Here is a 14,571-nt window from a genome sequence, read left to right as displayed (position 1 = left end):
TTTTCTTACTCCTTTCCACTGAAGATCCGATCGAGCCAAGTGGATAATTGATAGTTTTTGTAAAGTTGATCATTTAGTAAATGGTAGTCTGTCTCAATAAAACGTTGTGGAATAACTGGCTTTTTTCGGTCAACTACGCAAATGTTATCAGGATGGTAAAAATCATAATTTTTCACTTCTGGATTTGTTGTAATCAGTTTTCTTCTCATTCCATGTGTCTCAATCGTACGCATCGTGAGACCTGATTGATTTGCTAGCTCTAGATCCAAAATAATTTTGCTCTCTTTAACCACTTCATTAACGATTGTTTGCGGAAGTGGTTGATAGATGAATTCTTCTTTTTTGGCTGTTGCGAGTGTCTTAGTTCCATATTTGTAATAATAAAAATGCCAGATAGAAGGAAGATATAGTTTGAAATAGTAGCTATATTGTTTTTTCTCACAAAGTTCTTTTACTTGATTGATAAATGAGTAACGCATGCTATGACCGAATCCCACAAAAGAAAAAAGATAGGTTGGCTCTTTTTTGTTTTTCTCATCGGAATTTATGTAGAATAATGGCAAAAAATTTAATTCTGCGTATTTCTTGCAGTCTTTCGCATCAAAACTATATAAATAATTAAAATAATCAAAGTATCTAGTCACTTGTGAAAATGTAGCAATTGAATCCCACAAATAGGCTAATTTAGGGATCGGTCCAACAATATCGGTCACCTCTTTGATGAACTTTTCAGGAAACAGTACTGGATTGATAACGAAAAAGTAATCATAATTTTCTTGTCCTATCGCTAATAAAATTTGCTTCAGATAACTCTCTCTTAAGGTATTGAACTTTGTAGAAAGTTTCATTTTGAGGTGTGAGTCCGAAGGGATCGCATTATAATACGTCACTTTTGCGCCTTTTCTTTCTAATTCTTCGATGATCAGCTGTGGATAATCGTAAAATTTCCATGCAATAAACAATATTTTTTTATCCTTTAAGCGTTTGTCCATACTATGCCTTCTCTCAATTTTCTCCGTTGTACTGTTTTGTAATCTCTCGAATCATTTGATTTAATGAATAATTTTTTTGATAGATCGCTATTATTTGTTGTTTGTCACAGCTATGCTCTGCATTTAGGATTGCTCGTGCAAATGAGTGAGGACTATCTGTATTTAATAAGCAACCACCTGTTTGTTCAATAATTTCTTCTACTCCTGTCACCTTTTTGCCAATAATCGGAACACCAGCGCGAATCGCTTCGATCAAAGAATAAGGCAACCCTTCATATCTCGAAGTGATCAAATAATGATCATACCCTGCAACGATTCGTTCACTATCCGTTCTTTCTCCTAATAAATGGACATTTCCCGTCAAATCGTGCTTGATTAAAAATGCTTTGACTTCTTTGAATAGTGGTCCATCCCCTGCCCAGACAAAATGATAATTAGGGTCTTGTTGAATGACTTCTTTTGCTACTTCCATAAATAAAAAAGGGTCTTTTTGAAAAGAAAGACGTGCGTTGTTACCAATAACAATATTCGATTCCTTCAACCCTAGAGATTCTTTGATCGTTTTTTTAGAAGGAAAGTCGATTGCAGGCAATCCATTGCGGATGACTATAAATTTGGATGGGTTATCAAGGTGTAATTTTATACCTGCCATCCGTTCTTCTTCAGATACATTAAACGTCTTCTTCGTTGCATACCTACTTAGCATCTTCTCTATCCAAATAAATAGTGTCTTCTTAGATTGCTTAAATTCCGAAGATAAGAAAGAATACGCATGTGGTGTATAAAAAACTTGCTCAATACGATTTCTTTTAGCAGCTATTCGCCCTAGCGCACCGGCTTTCGAACTATGACAATGCACAATATCCGGTTGAATTTCTTTCATTTGTTGTTTCAAGAAACGGTAAGTAACATAATCATTTTTCACATCGACATTTCTAGTAAAGGTAGGACAGGGAATAAAGGTAGCTCGATCTTTTAACTGCATATATTGATCAGAAAAACAGTGATCCATTTTTTTTGTTCCATGAATAAAGTAAAGATCAAATTCTTCTTGGTCTAATTGTTCAATCAATTGAACGATATGTTTTCTTAAGCCGCCTTCCATTGATTCACTCAAGAGCAAAACTTTTTTTTTCATTTCCCTATCAACACGCTCCTTCAGGACGCAAAATAACAAAAAATGTACGATAGATGATTTTGAAATCAATATAAATACTTCGCTTTTCGATATATTCTAAATCTAGCATCACCATTTCAGAAAAACCGATATTGCTACGCCCGTTAATTTGCCATAAACCGGTACAACCTGGTTTGACCAATAGTCTTTGCTCATCATATTTCGTATATTGCGAAACCTCTCTTTGTAAAGATGGACGAGGACCAACTAAACTCATTTCACCTTTCAAAACATTCCATAGTTGTGGTAATTCATCTAAGCTTGTTTTACGAATGAATCGTCCAAATTTTGTTACACGTGGGTCATCTTTCATCTTGAACATCGCCCCTTCTACTTCATTCTTGCTCAGTAGCGTGGGGAGCTTTTTTTCTGCATCGACACACATCGAACGAAATTTATACATTTTGAATAACTGCTTATTTTTGCCTACTCGGTATTGGGAAAAAATGATTGGTTTTCCCGGCTCTTCCAGATATATCCTAAGAGCAATCCAAAGTAAGAGAGGTGATAAAACCACAAGGCCAATAAAGCTAAAAACAATATCAATGATTCTTTTAGAAAGTTCATATAATTTTTTGCGTTTCAGCTTCACACGATAAAATTGGACTCTCGAGCCAAAGCCCTCTTGAAATTTTTTCGTAACCTCGATATTTTCACTCATCCCATTGCCACCTTTCTTTATCGAATGGATCAAATCAACGAAAGAAACTAAATCGACGATGTTTCACTCTTTGATAAGTAAACGGCTCAATTTTGTTTTCGTATAGGATATCCATCGGCATTTTCTTTAATGATTTAACTTTTTCATTACCATAATCTTTTTGAATAATGTGATATGCTTCTTTTAAATAAAAATTCCTTTTTTCTAAACTATGGGCATCGGAAGCAATCATTTGAACCATATTTAATTGAATCATTGTTTTGGCAGTCTTTTGGATTTTTCGTCCAAACAAACCGACGATACTTGGTGCCGTTCCTTGAGCTAGCGCCCCCATATCTAAGAAAGGCAACAGTTTATTCGGATCATTAATGAATATCCTATTTCTTTCTGGGTGGACGATGATTGGTATATAGCCTTTAGCAATTAATTCAAAAAAGAGCTTTGTTGCATAAAGGGGAACGTCATTCGTCGGGAACTCTATTAGTAGAAACTGTTTTTGCTGCCCAAAACCAATAATTTCTCTTTTTTCTAAATCTTCTATCAACGTACCAGTAATACGATTTTCTTGACCTACGAGCAATTTCAGCTCAATATTGTTACGATCAAATTCAGTTTGTAATTTTGCTACTTCATTGGCTACATTCGTAGCGGGATTCAAAAATCGCCCATTCTTATGATGGGGGGTACACATCAAATGTGTGATTCCTTGTTCTCTGGCTTTCAACGCCATTTTGAGACTTTCATCGATGGTTTTCGGCCCATCGTCAACTCCTGGTAAAATATGACAATGTAAATCGATCATTTTTGAGCCCTACCTTTATTGATAACGACCTTTCTTTTTATCTCACTGATTACATACATTCCAATAGCCATAACCACAGCAAGTATCCCTGCATATATAAATGTTTGGACGAAAGACAATAAGTACCCCCGTACAAAGTAATAAACACTTTCCGTTAAAATACCGATACGATCAATCACACCACTAAAATAGATCCATGTGGGTAATAATAGGAGTGTTCCGCCAGCGCCTAAAAACATCAAGGCGACAAATCGGAATTTTTGATGTGACCAATGAATGGTATGGAGTAATAGCAGAAGTAGGCAAACCAAGATCACACCATTTCCAATAATCAATTGATTCAGCAACGGCTTAAATTGCTTCACTTTATTCACATAGTTAGCTAAAAATGGAATTTCTAACGATTTTTCGGTTGCTTCGATCGAAGAATCCACTAGCCTATTGATTACTTGTTCTTTGTCTTTCGTTACTTGTATGTTTTTTGTTTGAATATAGTGATTTAAATGTTGTTGGATTTTCTCTTTGATTTCTTCTTCTCCAGATAAATCGTATGTTTTCCTCATATAAAGGCTAGTTACATACTTTTTGACATTAGTTTGGACAAATGATAACGAGACAATCTCTTTTAACTGATTCGCCGGGACATTGCTACCTCTTCCAATATCTTGAATTTTCTCGTTAATTTCTTATTGAACTAATTTTGTATATCGAGAATTTTCCATTTGCTTGCTCATGAAATTAGGATTTGCTAAGGTTACTCTGATACAAAGCAAAGACAAAAAGCAAAGACATGCAACCGAGCAAATATAGGTCAAAAATAAGCGTGCTGTTTTCTTTCTTAAACCTTTCTTCATGCCGACTATCCTTTGTTTATTTATTTTCATTGATCATCGGTCCTGCATGTAATTTTGCAGTTACAAATAATCGTTGATCCGTTAAGCCAATGCTGTCGATCGGATAACAGGTATATAGTATTAATTTGGCATTATTTCTTTGACGAATCTCCTGCTTTATCTGAGTATCATGTTTATTGGCTACTCTTACTTCTTCTACCTCATATTGATAGCTACCGTAATTCGTTTGGATTGTTATAATCTCTTGCGCTTTGATGTTAATTAACTTGCCAAATGAATCACTATTATGCCCAGCAATCAATGTAGTTCCTATTTCTCCTGGAAAAGTGGAACCCATATATTGTCCCGCGCCTTTTCTTAAAATAGTTGCTGAATCGCCAAAATATAATGGTGTTTTTAATTGGATCGAAGGGACAGATATCTCTCCATACAATTGACCATAATGAGGAAATTGAATTTTACTAGAAGAAATCTCGCTTTCTCCATTCGTAGAAAGTTGTTTGATAGCTTCTTTATGATTGTTCTCTTTAAATGTGGGTGCCTCTGCAAGTAACAATGTCTGGATAGAGGAGGTGACAAAGTGAATGACTGGTTTGCCAATCACATAAATCAAAGAATAATTGATGACCAAAAAAAGAAACGCCAACAGACATCCGTTAACTATTCGATTTAGCCCTCCCTTGATTCCTCTCTTACTCACTTCTACGTGCCACCCAATATGCGCCTCCAGCCAACATCAATACAGCACCTAAAGCCACATAGCTCGTGGTATAATCTGCACCGGTTTGTTTGATTTCATCTTCTGTAGAATAAATAGGAGTACCTGAAGGATCAACAACCGAAACGCCATCTCGATAAAAAGTCACTCTCAGATTTAAAATTTCTCCAATTTTTAAGACAATCGTTTTTAATTGCTCAATCACTGGACGTGGTAAAGCTTTGATCAGATTTTTTAGTGAATGGATCGAACGAACATCGACATTTTGTGAATTATCTAAGATCAATTGACGTGCTTCTCTTAAGTAATTTGCTACCTTTAACGCATTTTCATCTGACACCTGATGGACCTTCAGATAATTTTCTGCTTTTGTGATATCTGTAATATCAAAATCATATTTTTTCCCTTTCACCGTTACACCGGTATAAAGCTCATTTAAAATATCTCTTTCTGCGTTGGTGATTGCCCCTTGTGTTTCAGCATGAACTGCTGTCGGCAACAATAAGCAGATAACTGACACCAATGTAAACAATATCCCTTTAAAATTTTTCATGATCTCTCCGCCTTTCGTTAATAAATCCTGTAAATTTAGGATTAACTATGTCTTTTATTCTACTGAGAACCCTCACTTGATTTTTTTTGTTTTTTTAGCCTTCAAACGAATTACTTAAAAAAATAAAAAATGATTTGTATACATAAAAAGAGTTTGAGACAAAAAATTTTTGTCTCAAACTCTTTCATAATTATAAAAGGAAATAAATGAGAGACCTCAGTGACAGCCTCTTACGACAAATGATTTTTTTCAAAACTTAGGGTCTTCTTTGAAAAAGTTCTTTTGTTTTGTCATTCGTGTACTTTGATGCTTTTCTCTTTAGCAAAGAGTTTCATTTGGAACATGATAGCAGATCACGATCCATAGTAGTAATAGCCTTGATTTTCATCCTCTTTAGAAGCATTGTAAACTACTCCTAAAATATTGGCATTTACTAATTCCAGTAGATGTTTAGCTATTCGAAAATTCGCTTTTTTTGTTAACTTTTCACTGACTACCATAATCGTTCCATCCACTTTTGAAGACAATATTTGTGCATCTGTCACGGCAGTCAAGGGAGGGGTATCGAATATGATCATGTCATAGGTTGCTTCCAACTCCTCAATCACTTCTTCTAAGCGAGAAGAACCTAATAATTCAGCCGGATTAGGAGGTTTCGGTCCACTTGTCATAACAGAAAGATTTTTTTCAAAACTTTCTTGTATACATTCTTTAGCCTTGATGTTTGTACCTAATAATGTGCTAAGACCTACATGTTTCTCTAAAGAAAAAATTTTGTCTAGGGTTGGCTTCCGCATATCTGCATCTATGATCAATACTTTTTGCCCTAGATTTGCGTAAACCACTGCTAAATTAGCTGCTGTAGTTGATTTACCTTCACCTACACCTGGCGAAGTAACCACTAATGTTTGCACTTTTTTACCATAAGGAAAACTATATTGGATATTGGTCCGAATCGTTCGATAGCGTTCTGTAATCGGTGAAGTTTTATCCATGATTGTAATTAAATTTTTTCTGACTGTGGCATTTCTTCCTCTTCTTGTCTTTCTCATTGATTACACCCTTACTTCTTTTTTCGATTTTTTTTCTCATTGTCATCCATATAAGGGATACTTCCCAGTACCACCATATTAAATTCATTTTGAATCGTCTCACTATCACTGATTGTTCGATCCATGAATTCTAATATCATAATGATCATCAAACCAATAAATAAACCAATAAGCAATCCTTTGGCCAAAACTATTTTTTTATGTGGCTCTGTTGGTGTTGCACTAAGCGTAGCTTTTGAAATAATCGAAATGCGATCTACATTGAGTAATTTTTTTGCATTCTTCTGAAATTTTTCGGCTGTAACGTTAGCAATGTATTGGGCAAGTTTTGGATCAGGATCCGTTGCGACAATCGAAAACATTTGAGAATTTTCCTTTTGTTTGATACTTATAAGGTTTCGTAATTGCTCAATTGTTAAATGGACACCAAAATTTTTCGCTAAGTCTTGAGACACCTCATCCATTATCAAGTCTCCAGTAATAATGTCTTTATAGGTGGTAATCATTTGCAAGTTGCTGTTGACATCATTAATGTCTGCCGTTTCGTTTTTAGGTAAAGTAACGATTAATTGGGCTTGTGATTCATACTTTGGGACTAAGACAAATGCAATCAAAAGCATGGACATAATTAAACCTAATAAAGCAGAAATCACAATCGCAAATTTTCTTTTTTTTATGATACGCCAAAATTTCTCTATGTTTACTGTTTGCTCCATCCTTATCTCTGATTCTCCTAAATAAAATTATTTATAAACTATTTTTGCTCGTTAATTGACGATGTTCACTTTGAAAGAAAATAATACTTTTTTTATCTTTCTTAGTTGCTATCAATTATCTAAGGGATACTACAGTCAACTATTGACTTAATCAATCTTACTGAAATTAGTTTTTTCATTATCCGTTACATATTTGATGACTGTATATTGCTTGAATGAATCTGGTTTTTCAAATGAAATCACTAGATCAAAATCAGACTCTTTACCTTCATAACTATATTTCCCATAAATTTCTTTGACATTTTTATATTCTTGGCCTTTTCCTTTAACTGTCTTTAAATCAGCTGTTGATAATGTTTCTTTAATAAACTTCAATTTTTTTGGGTCCAATTTATTATTTTGGGTAATCGTTTTTTCAGCAATTTTTGTTAATTGCTTTACTTCTATATCTTGCTTATCGGCCCATGTCATTTCACTACTTGTCTGCGTTGGTTGACTGGAAGAAGCTGTACTATCAGTGCTAGTTGTATTAGTAGTTTTAGTTGATTTACCTGCCGAGCAGCCTGCCAATGCGAAGACAACCATACTTGCTAAAATTATTTTTTTCATTTGTTCATCTCTCCTTAAAATCATTTATCTCATTCTTCCTAAATTAGTACAAAAAAATTTAGTTGCTATATTAGTATAGTATTTTCGTTCATAATACTTTCCTAATTTTTTTATAGAACCCCACAAAAAAATTAATAATAAAAAAAATCCCTTTTAAAATTGCTTATAGAATAACTATAGTTACCTTTATTTATATTGGTTCCCCCAAAATTTAACGAACAAAAAATGGATATTTTGCGTTATAAAGTGATATTTACCAAGCGAAGGAAACTTCAAATGGAAGAGAATCAAATCTGTTTAGGAGAATTTAAAATGATTGAAGATTATATAGAAAAAGACATTATTAGAAAAGTAAAGTTAGTTGAATTTTTATTTGAATTAAAAGAACTGAACGTAAGCGAAACTGCAGAAAGATTGGGTGTGACATTCAACACAATCAAAGCGGATTTCCAAAAATTAGTCATTCGACTCGAAGATGATATCGACTATTATAAAATGACTAGTAGTCATCTACTGATATTTTTCAAACCATCTATTAGGCGCTATGATCTCATCAAACAAATTTACCAAGATTTTAATTTTTTAAGAGTTTGTTCCCGATATATCATGGGAGAAAATGATTATTTAACACTTGTGGATGAAGAGTTTTTATCTGTGACAAAAGTATTCAAAATAAAAAAAGATGTAGAGAACTATTTTGCAGAAGCACTCACCCCACTTACGAAGGAACCCGAAGAATCGCATGAGTTACAGTATCGCTTTTTGATCCTTTCAGTTTGGATGCGGTGTGACTATTTAGATACACAAATTGATCCCATAACAATGGAAAAAGCTGAAAAATATGCAGACAAACTACTTCATATCCTGTCTAATCGTTTAAATAAAACTCAATATACTTTCTTCAAATCCGCCATCTATCTTTCATTGGAACGGCGAAAAAGCAATCCAATTGTCTTTCCAAACGACACTATGAACATTTTTAAAGATGGTATCATTTTCAATATGTTTAGAGAGATTTTCATACAAATCGAGGAACCTTTAACAGATGAAGAGATAGCCTATCTAACCCTTATTTACCGTACACTTCCTTACAATTCACCAAATTATTTCATGATCGAGATCGATTATCATTATGTAAGAAATCGCTTGATCACCAAGTTTAAAGAAATCGATTTATTGATCGAAATGTTTGAAAAAGAATTTGGTGTGAATTTATTTGGCAATATTTTGTTTGAAGTCCCCCTCTTTAACCTGCTATACACGTGTGCTTTGAACGTTGGTAATTTCTTAGTTACCAAACATATTTTCTTAAGTGCAGAGCAACTAGATTTATTAAATAAAGTCAAGTTTATTTTAAATAAATGGATTGAAGAACTTGATACTCCTATTCATCATATTCCTTATTTTCATCTGCAAGAATTTTGTCAGTTGACCTTTTTCATCTTGACCCATGGGAACCAATCAAAAATAGGTGTGGTCATCGTAGCAGAAAGTGAAACTTCGCATATCGTATTTCGGAATTCATTAGAAAAGAAAATGTCTACAAGTGATTTATTGATTGACACTACCCTTTATTATTCCATGGACGATGTGCCTAAATATATCAAAAAAACCGGTCATCTAATTATTTGTGAGCGAACGCTTTTGAATAAGGAAACCTTTAACACCGAGAATATTTTCCCAATCTCATTGAATTCCATCTCTAAGGATATCAATAAGATTGCGACACGTATCATGAACTTTGATTGATCTTCACTTGATACTGAAAAGAATTAGCAAGCAAGATCCAATTTGCTTGCTAATTCTTTTTTCTTTTCTATCACTAATAAAAAAGCTAGTTCAGTACCAATGATTTCACTCTGTTTGTTCGAATAAGCAATATTTCTTTTTTCCACTCAGTAAACTAGTTTGAACAAACTAAGAGCAAGGATGGGACAAAGATTATTTCTCTTCAAATCGCTACTATATAATCTTTATAATCTTTTGCTAATTCTTCTTCTGGCTCTTCGATGATATATCCTTGTTCCTTCAGCACTTTCTTAGTAACAACATAGTGTTTGACACCTGCTTCTACAATAACGACATTCGTTAAAATATTACTAATCTTCCCTGTAGCTAATTCCCCAGAGACAGCACAGGCCGAAACAGTGATTCCACGTTCTAATTTCATGATCATTTCTCCTAACTTCCTAAAATTACTTACTGTTATCATTATAAAAATTTACTTCTGCTCATTTTACAATTATTTTGGTAAAAATTTCTTCTAAGTTACTAAAAATGAAAAACATTCGTTCAAAGACCTTAAAGAATACTTTTTGCAATGAACTAGCAGAAAAAGAGAGCCGCTTTCCTCTTTTCTTAATTTATATTTTAGCAAAACATACAGATAACATTTTTTTATCTATTTCACCTCTGCCTATTTTTTTATCAATAAAATTAACTATCCATTTTTTTTCATTTTTAAACATACTGCTATATTCATACTAAAAACTTAAATGAATCTAGTTGAAAGATAGGATAGAAATAATACATTTCTTTAGCTTCCTTCGGTCAATGACTCTATTTAGTTGCACAAAGTATTAATTTTAACTATTTCTTCCTTTTTTTTAGAACAGCCTCAATAATTGAAAAAAAATCAAAGTCAGTTGGAATTTTTTACTTTTATATCAAAAAGACGAACTTTAACAAAAAAACGCTCAAAGCGTTCTCTATGCTTTGAGCGTCTTTCATACCTTTTATTTAACAGGTACATTTACAGAAACAAGTTGTTTTCCATCGAAACTTAGACTTTCAATTGTAAAACTATTTGCTGAAGCTGGAATCTTATTACCAATATAAACTTCAAATTGGTTGCCTTCTTTTAATTTAAAGCCTGGTTTGTATTCCTTATTATCAACAGTTAATTTGATAGAACGGATATCTCCTTTGTAAGTCCCTGTTAGATACTCTGAATTACGTGTATATTCATTTGGAACTAATTCTGGTTGGGAAACTGAAACTTCTTGACTTACTAAGACATTTCCAGATTTATCTAGACCTTCTAATTTTATAGATTTTGAATCAGCCGTGATTTTATTACCAATATAAACTTCAAATTGGTTTTCACCAGTGATTTTAAAACCAGGATTGCTTTCTTGTCCATCTACTACTAATTTGAATTTCTTAATGCCGTCACCGTTGAATGTACCTCTCATATATTCATCGCCACGGACATATTCATTGATACTTAAAGTTGGGGATTGCACAGTGATTTCTTTTGAAGTCAATTGTTGTCCTGATTTATCTAATCCAATCAGCGTAAATGTCGTTGTTCCTACTGGTACTTTGTTACCAATATATACTTCAAATTTATTACCTTCAGTGATTTTAAATCCTGGGTAATTTTCTTGTCCATTAACTACTAATTTGAATTTTTTAATTGCTTGACCTGTGAACGTCCCTGTTACATACTCATTGCCAGCTAGGTATTCATTTGGTTGTAACTCAGGATTTTGTACATTCACATCTTGAGAAACAATTTCTTGACCTGTTTTATCTATTCCCACTACTTTAATAGAATTAACATTTGCTGGTACTTTATTACCAACGTAAATCTCAAATTTACCGTCAGTTAATTTGAATCCTGGGAAGCTTTCTTGTCCATTAATAATCAATTTGAATTTTTTAACGCCTTCCCCTGCAACAGTACCTGTTAAGTATTCATTACCACGAATGTACTCATTAATTGTCAATTGCGGTGCTTCTACTGTTACATTTTGTTCGACAATTGTTTTACCGGCTTTATCTAATGCTTCAATCTTAATAACTTTTGAACTTCCAGTAATTTTACTTCCGATATAAACTTCAAATTTACCATTTTCTAATTTAAAGCCTGGTTCATATACTTTACCATCAACAGTTAGTCGGAATTTATTAATGCTGTTGCCTTGGTAAGAGCCTGTCATGTATTCACTACCTAAAACAAATTTATCGACAGACAATGATGGTGCTTGAACTTGTACTGTTTGAGAAGCAACTTGTGTGCCTGCTGGGTTAAATGCTTTTAATGTAAACTCAGTTGTTCCTTCTGGGACACGATTTCCTACATATACTTCAAGTTTTCCATTTTTTAATTTAAAACCAGGTTCATAGGTTTGTCCATTGACAATCAATTGGAATTTTTTGATGTTCCCAGTAATTGTACCCGTTACATATTGATCTCCTAATGTATATGGATTAAGTGTTAATGTTTGTTTCGATTTTTCTTCAAGTGCTTCTTGTGCTTTTTGGATTTTGGCTAATAATTCTGTTTTTGTTTCGCTTGCTTTTAAAGCATCCACTTTTGCTTTGGCTGCATTGATTTGCTCTTGCGTATTTTCTGGTTTTGGTGTATCTCCATTGAATAACGCATTTACTGCTTCTGTGGCTGCTTGTATTGTGGCTGGATCATCTACTAACGCATCTTGCGCTTTCTGGATTTTCTCTAATAACTCTGTTTTTACTTGGCCATCTTTCAATGCATCTACTTTTGCTTTGGCTGCATTGATTTGGTCTTGCGTGTTTTCTGGTTTTGGTGTATCTCCATTGAATAACGCATTTACTGCTTCTGTAGCTGCTTGTACTTTTGCAGCTTCTTCAGCTGTTGCAGCGTCCAATGCTTGCTGTGCTGTTGTGATTTTTGCTAATAATTCTGTTTTGTCCGTACCATCCAATAAGTTATTCACTTGATTTTTAGCTTGATTGATTTGGTCCTGTGTATTGTTTGCTTTTGGTGTGTCACCATCAAACAAACTGTTTACTGCATTACTTGCATTGTCATAACTTGATGATTGTAAATTCCATTTTCTTTGGTCATTGAGTTTAAAAGTATAAGATTTACTTACTGTATTTGATAATGAAACATTTTTATTAACCGTTAGTGGTGCTTCCGTCGTAGTAATCGTCATAGTAGCACCACGACTACCAATAAAAGTAGGGAAAATACGTTGACTCACTGTATTTTGGTACGTGCCACCTTTGTATTCTTGTTTAAATAGATTTTCATATGATGTATATTTTGGTTGGGTGATTTGAATACTACCATAAGTGTTATTTCCAGGTAATTGACCAGCAAATGTGCGAACATATACACCATGTGGGTTCGCATCTATTTGAGCAACAATTTGTCCTGTGGAAGATTTAATTTGTATCTCCTGCAACATCGCTTGCAAATCATTAAGTTTAGCCTGTAGTGCTGGTTTTTGCGCAGCAATCACTGGATTTATATCTGGTAAAGCATCAATTTGTTTTTGTATATTATCGAATGCAGACTGAGTCGCATCTTTGGTCAAACCAGGTTTGTCTATCCCCATGTCACTTGAGCTATATAGACTATTCAAAGTGTTCGTGATCTGTTGAGGAGAATTCGTTAAAAGATCTTCTGCTGCTTGTAAGTTAGGTGCGATATATTCTTTCCAATAACCAGAATCTTGAGGAACGATTGGTTGTAAGCTACGTCTAATTGCTTCAATTCCGGCTTGGTTAACACCCTCTTGTAAACTTCCATCTGCTTTAAATATAGCAGACATATACCCATTGATTTCGCTAGAATGTTCTAATAAACTTTGAGGTGCATTTGATGACGCACTAATACCTATGGTACTACCCGCTACTTCAGGTCCATATCCAGTCCACGTCACTTTACAATCTGTTGTAGTGGTGTTTGCTACAAATGTAAGTGTTGTTGTGTAATGTCTTGTTGGAGGATTACTTGTTTCAGTGAATGAATTTTCGACCTTTACATCTTTAGCGTTCACATTAAAGTTAATCGGATCATTTCCACGTGTAGCATACGTTAAAACAACTTTATAACGCGCACCGATTAACGTAGGCCATTTCACTGTATAACCACTTTTAAACGGTCCATTCTGACTTGGGAAATTATTCCAAGCATACTGTAAAGCCTCTGTAGAATTATTTGTTGCTTTTACCGAGGTTTCAGAAGACAGTGACGCTTCCGTTTTTTTTGTTTCTCCGACTTTTTCCTCAGTTGTGACTGCTTTAGAAGATTGAGTCTCTTTATTTGGAAGATTAGAGGTCTCAGTCTTTCCTTGATCTGTTGTTTCTTGTGCATAAGCCATTGACATTCCAGGACCTGCTACACTTGAAACAAGCACTAAGCCTGCAGCTGACGCAGCAAGTAGTTGTTTTCTAAGTTTTTTGCTTTTTGATAGATTTTTCTTTCCCATTTTACATTAAAACCTCCTATTAAATTGTCAATAAATTTTTATTGATAGACAAATTATAGGCGACCTCCAAAAAAATTTTTTTCACGTTTTTTCAATTTCAAGAATACTTATGTTAAAAAATAAAAATCTCCAATCGAATAAACGTCTATCCTTTTTCCAATAAAAAATGATTGCTCTCCTAAAGTTATCCACATCAAATATTGTTACATCAATGTCTTAACTCATTTCTAG

The 14,571-nt window shown here is 33.8% G+C and carries 13 protein-coding genes; 1 reads left to right on the top strand and 12 read right to left on the bottom strand.

Going from position 1 to position 14,571, the window contains the following annotated elements; translation table 11 throughout:
• Positions 1-5 precede the first annotated feature (5 nt).
• The 10 genes from AB3H90_RS07900 to AB3H90_RS07855 form a co-directional block, all read right to left on the bottom strand.
• A complete protein-coding gene (locus AB3H90_RS07900) occupies positions 6-992 on the bottom strand; it encodes a hypothetical protein (protein ID WP_010720306.1) in 987 nt (328 codons plus the stop codon).
• A 13-nt stretch (positions 993-1,005) separates the two neighbouring features.
• Complete coding sequence (locus AB3H90_RS07895) at positions 1,006-2,130, bottom strand: glycosyltransferase (protein WP_010720307.1); 1,125 nt, start codon at positions 2,128-2,130, stop codon at positions 1,006-1,008.
• 7 nt (positions 2,131-2,137) lie between these two features.
• Positions 2,138-2,830 carry a sugar transferase gene (locus AB3H90_RS07890; protein WP_010720308.1) on the bottom strand — a complete coding sequence of 231 codons (693 nt, stop codon included), beginning with the start codon at positions 2,828-2,830 and terminating at the stop codon, positions 2,138-2,140.
• 34 nt (positions 2,831-2,864) lie between these two features.
• On the bottom strand, positions 2,865-3,632 hold the full coding sequence (locus AB3H90_RS07885) for a tyrosine-protein phosphatase (RefSeq protein ID WP_010720309.1): 768 nt from the start codon (positions 3,630-3,632) through the stop codon (positions 2,865-2,867).
• On the bottom strand, positions 3,629-4,195 hold the full coding sequence (locus AB3H90_RS07880) for a hypothetical protein (RefSeq protein ID WP_368016512.1): 567 nt from the start codon (positions 4,193-4,195) through the stop codon (positions 3,629-3,631). The genes AB3H90_RS07885 and AB3H90_RS07880 overlap by 4 nt, the downstream gene beginning before the upstream one ends.
• A gap of 307 nt (positions 4,196-4,502) precedes the next feature.
• A complete protein-coding gene (locus AB3H90_RS07875) occupies positions 4,503-5,186 on the bottom strand; it encodes a class D sortase (RefSeq protein ID WP_010736874.1) in 684 nt (227 codons plus the stop codon).
• On the bottom strand, positions 5,179-5,757 hold the full coding sequence (locus tag AB3H90_RS07870; RefSeq protein WP_223603460.1) for an LPXTG cell wall anchor domain-containing protein: 579 nt from the start codon (positions 5,755-5,757) through the stop codon (positions 5,179-5,181). The genes AB3H90_RS07875 and AB3H90_RS07870 overlap by 8 nt, the downstream gene beginning before the upstream one ends.
• A 353-nt stretch (positions 5,758-6,110) precedes the next feature.
• Positions 6,111-6,809 (bottom strand): CpsD/CapB family tyrosine-protein kinase, encoded by a 699-nt coding sequence (locus AB3H90_RS07865; protein WP_010720313.1) that lies wholly within the window; start codon positions 6,807-6,809, stop codon positions 6,111-6,113.
• A gap of 11 nt (positions 6,810-6,820) precedes the next feature.
• A complete protein-coding gene (locus tag AB3H90_RS07860) occupies positions 6,821-7,525 on the bottom strand; it encodes a YveK family protein (protein WP_010720314.1) in 705 nt (234 codons plus the stop codon).
• A gap of 147 nt (positions 7,526-7,672) precedes the next feature.
• Positions 7,673-8,134: a hypothetical protein gene (locus tag AB3H90_RS07855; protein WP_010720315.1), complete on the bottom strand. Its 462-nt coding sequence runs from the start codon at positions 8,132-8,134 to the stop codon at positions 7,673-7,675.
• A 276-nt stretch (positions 8,135-8,410) separates the two neighbouring features.
• On the opposite strand from AB3H90_RS07855, the gene AB3H90_RS07850 reads away from it, so the two are divergent.
• Positions 8,411-9,883 (top strand): helix-turn-helix domain-containing protein, encoded by a 1,473-nt coding sequence (locus tag AB3H90_RS07850; RefSeq protein ID WP_368016510.1) that lies wholly within the window; start codon positions 8,411-8,413, stop codon positions 9,881-9,883.
• Positions 9,884-10,085: 202 nt separating this feature from the next.
• Here the strand turns inward: AB3H90_RS07850 and AB3H90_RS07845 are convergent, their stop codons facing one another.
• Both AB3H90_RS07845 and AB3H90_RS07840 read right to left on the bottom strand, forming a co-directional pair.
• Positions 10,086-10,304, bottom strand: a complete 219-nt coding sequence (locus AB3H90_RS07845) for a hypothetical protein (protein ID WP_010720317.1) — start codon at positions 10,302-10,304, stop codon at positions 10,086-10,088.
• 565 nt (positions 10,305-10,869) lie between these two features.
• The gene (locus AB3H90_RS07840) at positions 10,870-14,340 is read right to left on the bottom strand and encodes an immunoglobulin-like domain-containing protein (RefSeq protein ID WP_368016509.1); all 3,471 of its coding nucleotides are present in this window, start codon (positions 14,338-14,340) and stop codon (positions 10,870-10,872) included.
• Positions 14,341-14,571: the final 231 nt, after the last annotated feature.

The sequence above is a fragment of the Enterococcus sp. C63 genome, assembly GCF_040887215.1.
In the GTDB taxonomy this organism is placed as follows: Bacteria; Bacillota; Bacilli; order Lactobacillales; family Enterococcaceae; genus Enterococcus_B; species Enterococcus_B hirae.
Note: the sequence above shows the minus strand (reverse complement) of the source record. Positions and strands in the feature narration are given on the sequence as shown.

Coding starts and splice junctions, on each gene's coding strand:
- AB3H90_RS07900 (WP_010720306.1), bottom strand. CDS start 992: ATGGACAAACGCTTAAAGGATAAAAAAATATTGTTTATTGCATGGAAA.
- AB3H90_RS07895 (WP_010720307.1), bottom strand. CDS start 2,130: ATGAAAAAAAAAGTTTTGCTCTTGAGTGAATCAATGGAAGGCGGCTTA.
- AB3H90_RS07890 (WP_010720308.1), bottom strand. CDS start 2,830: ATGAGTGAAAATATCGAGGTTACGAAAAAATTTCAAGAGGGCTTTGGC.
- AB3H90_RS07885 (WP_010720309.1), bottom strand. CDS start 3,632: ATGATCGATTTACATTGTCATATTTTACCAGGAGTTGACGATGGGCCG.
- AB3H90_RS07880 (WP_368016512.1), bottom strand. CDS start 4,195: ATGAGGAAAACATACGATTTATCTGGAGAAGAAGAAATCAAAGAGAAA.
- AB3H90_RS07870 (WP_223603460.1), bottom strand. CDS start 5,757: ATGAAAAATTTTAAAGGGATATTGTTTACATTGGTGTCAGTTATCTGC.
- AB3H90_RS07865 (WP_010720313.1), bottom strand. CDS start 6,809: ATGAGAAAGACAAGAAGAGGAAGAAATGCCACAGTCAGAAAAAATTTA.
- AB3H90_RS07860 (WP_010720314.1), bottom strand. CDS start 7,525: ATGGAGCAAACAGTAAACATAGAGAAATTTTGGCGTATCATAAAAAAA.
- AB3H90_RS07855 (WP_010720315.1), bottom strand. CDS start 8,134: ATGAAAAAAATAATTTTAGCAAGTATGGTTGTCTTCGCATTGGCAGGC.
- AB3H90_RS07850 (WP_368016510.1), top strand. CDS start 8,411: ATGGAAGAGAATCAAATCTGTTTAGGAGAATTTAAAATGATTGAAGAT.
- AB3H90_RS07845 (WP_010720317.1), bottom strand. CDS start 10,304: ATGAAATTAGAACGTGGAATCACTGTTTCGGCCTGTGCTGTCTCTGGG.
- AB3H90_RS07840 (WP_368016509.1), bottom strand. CDS start 14,340: ATGGGAAAGAAAAATCTATCAAAAAGCAAAAAACTTAGAAAACAACTA.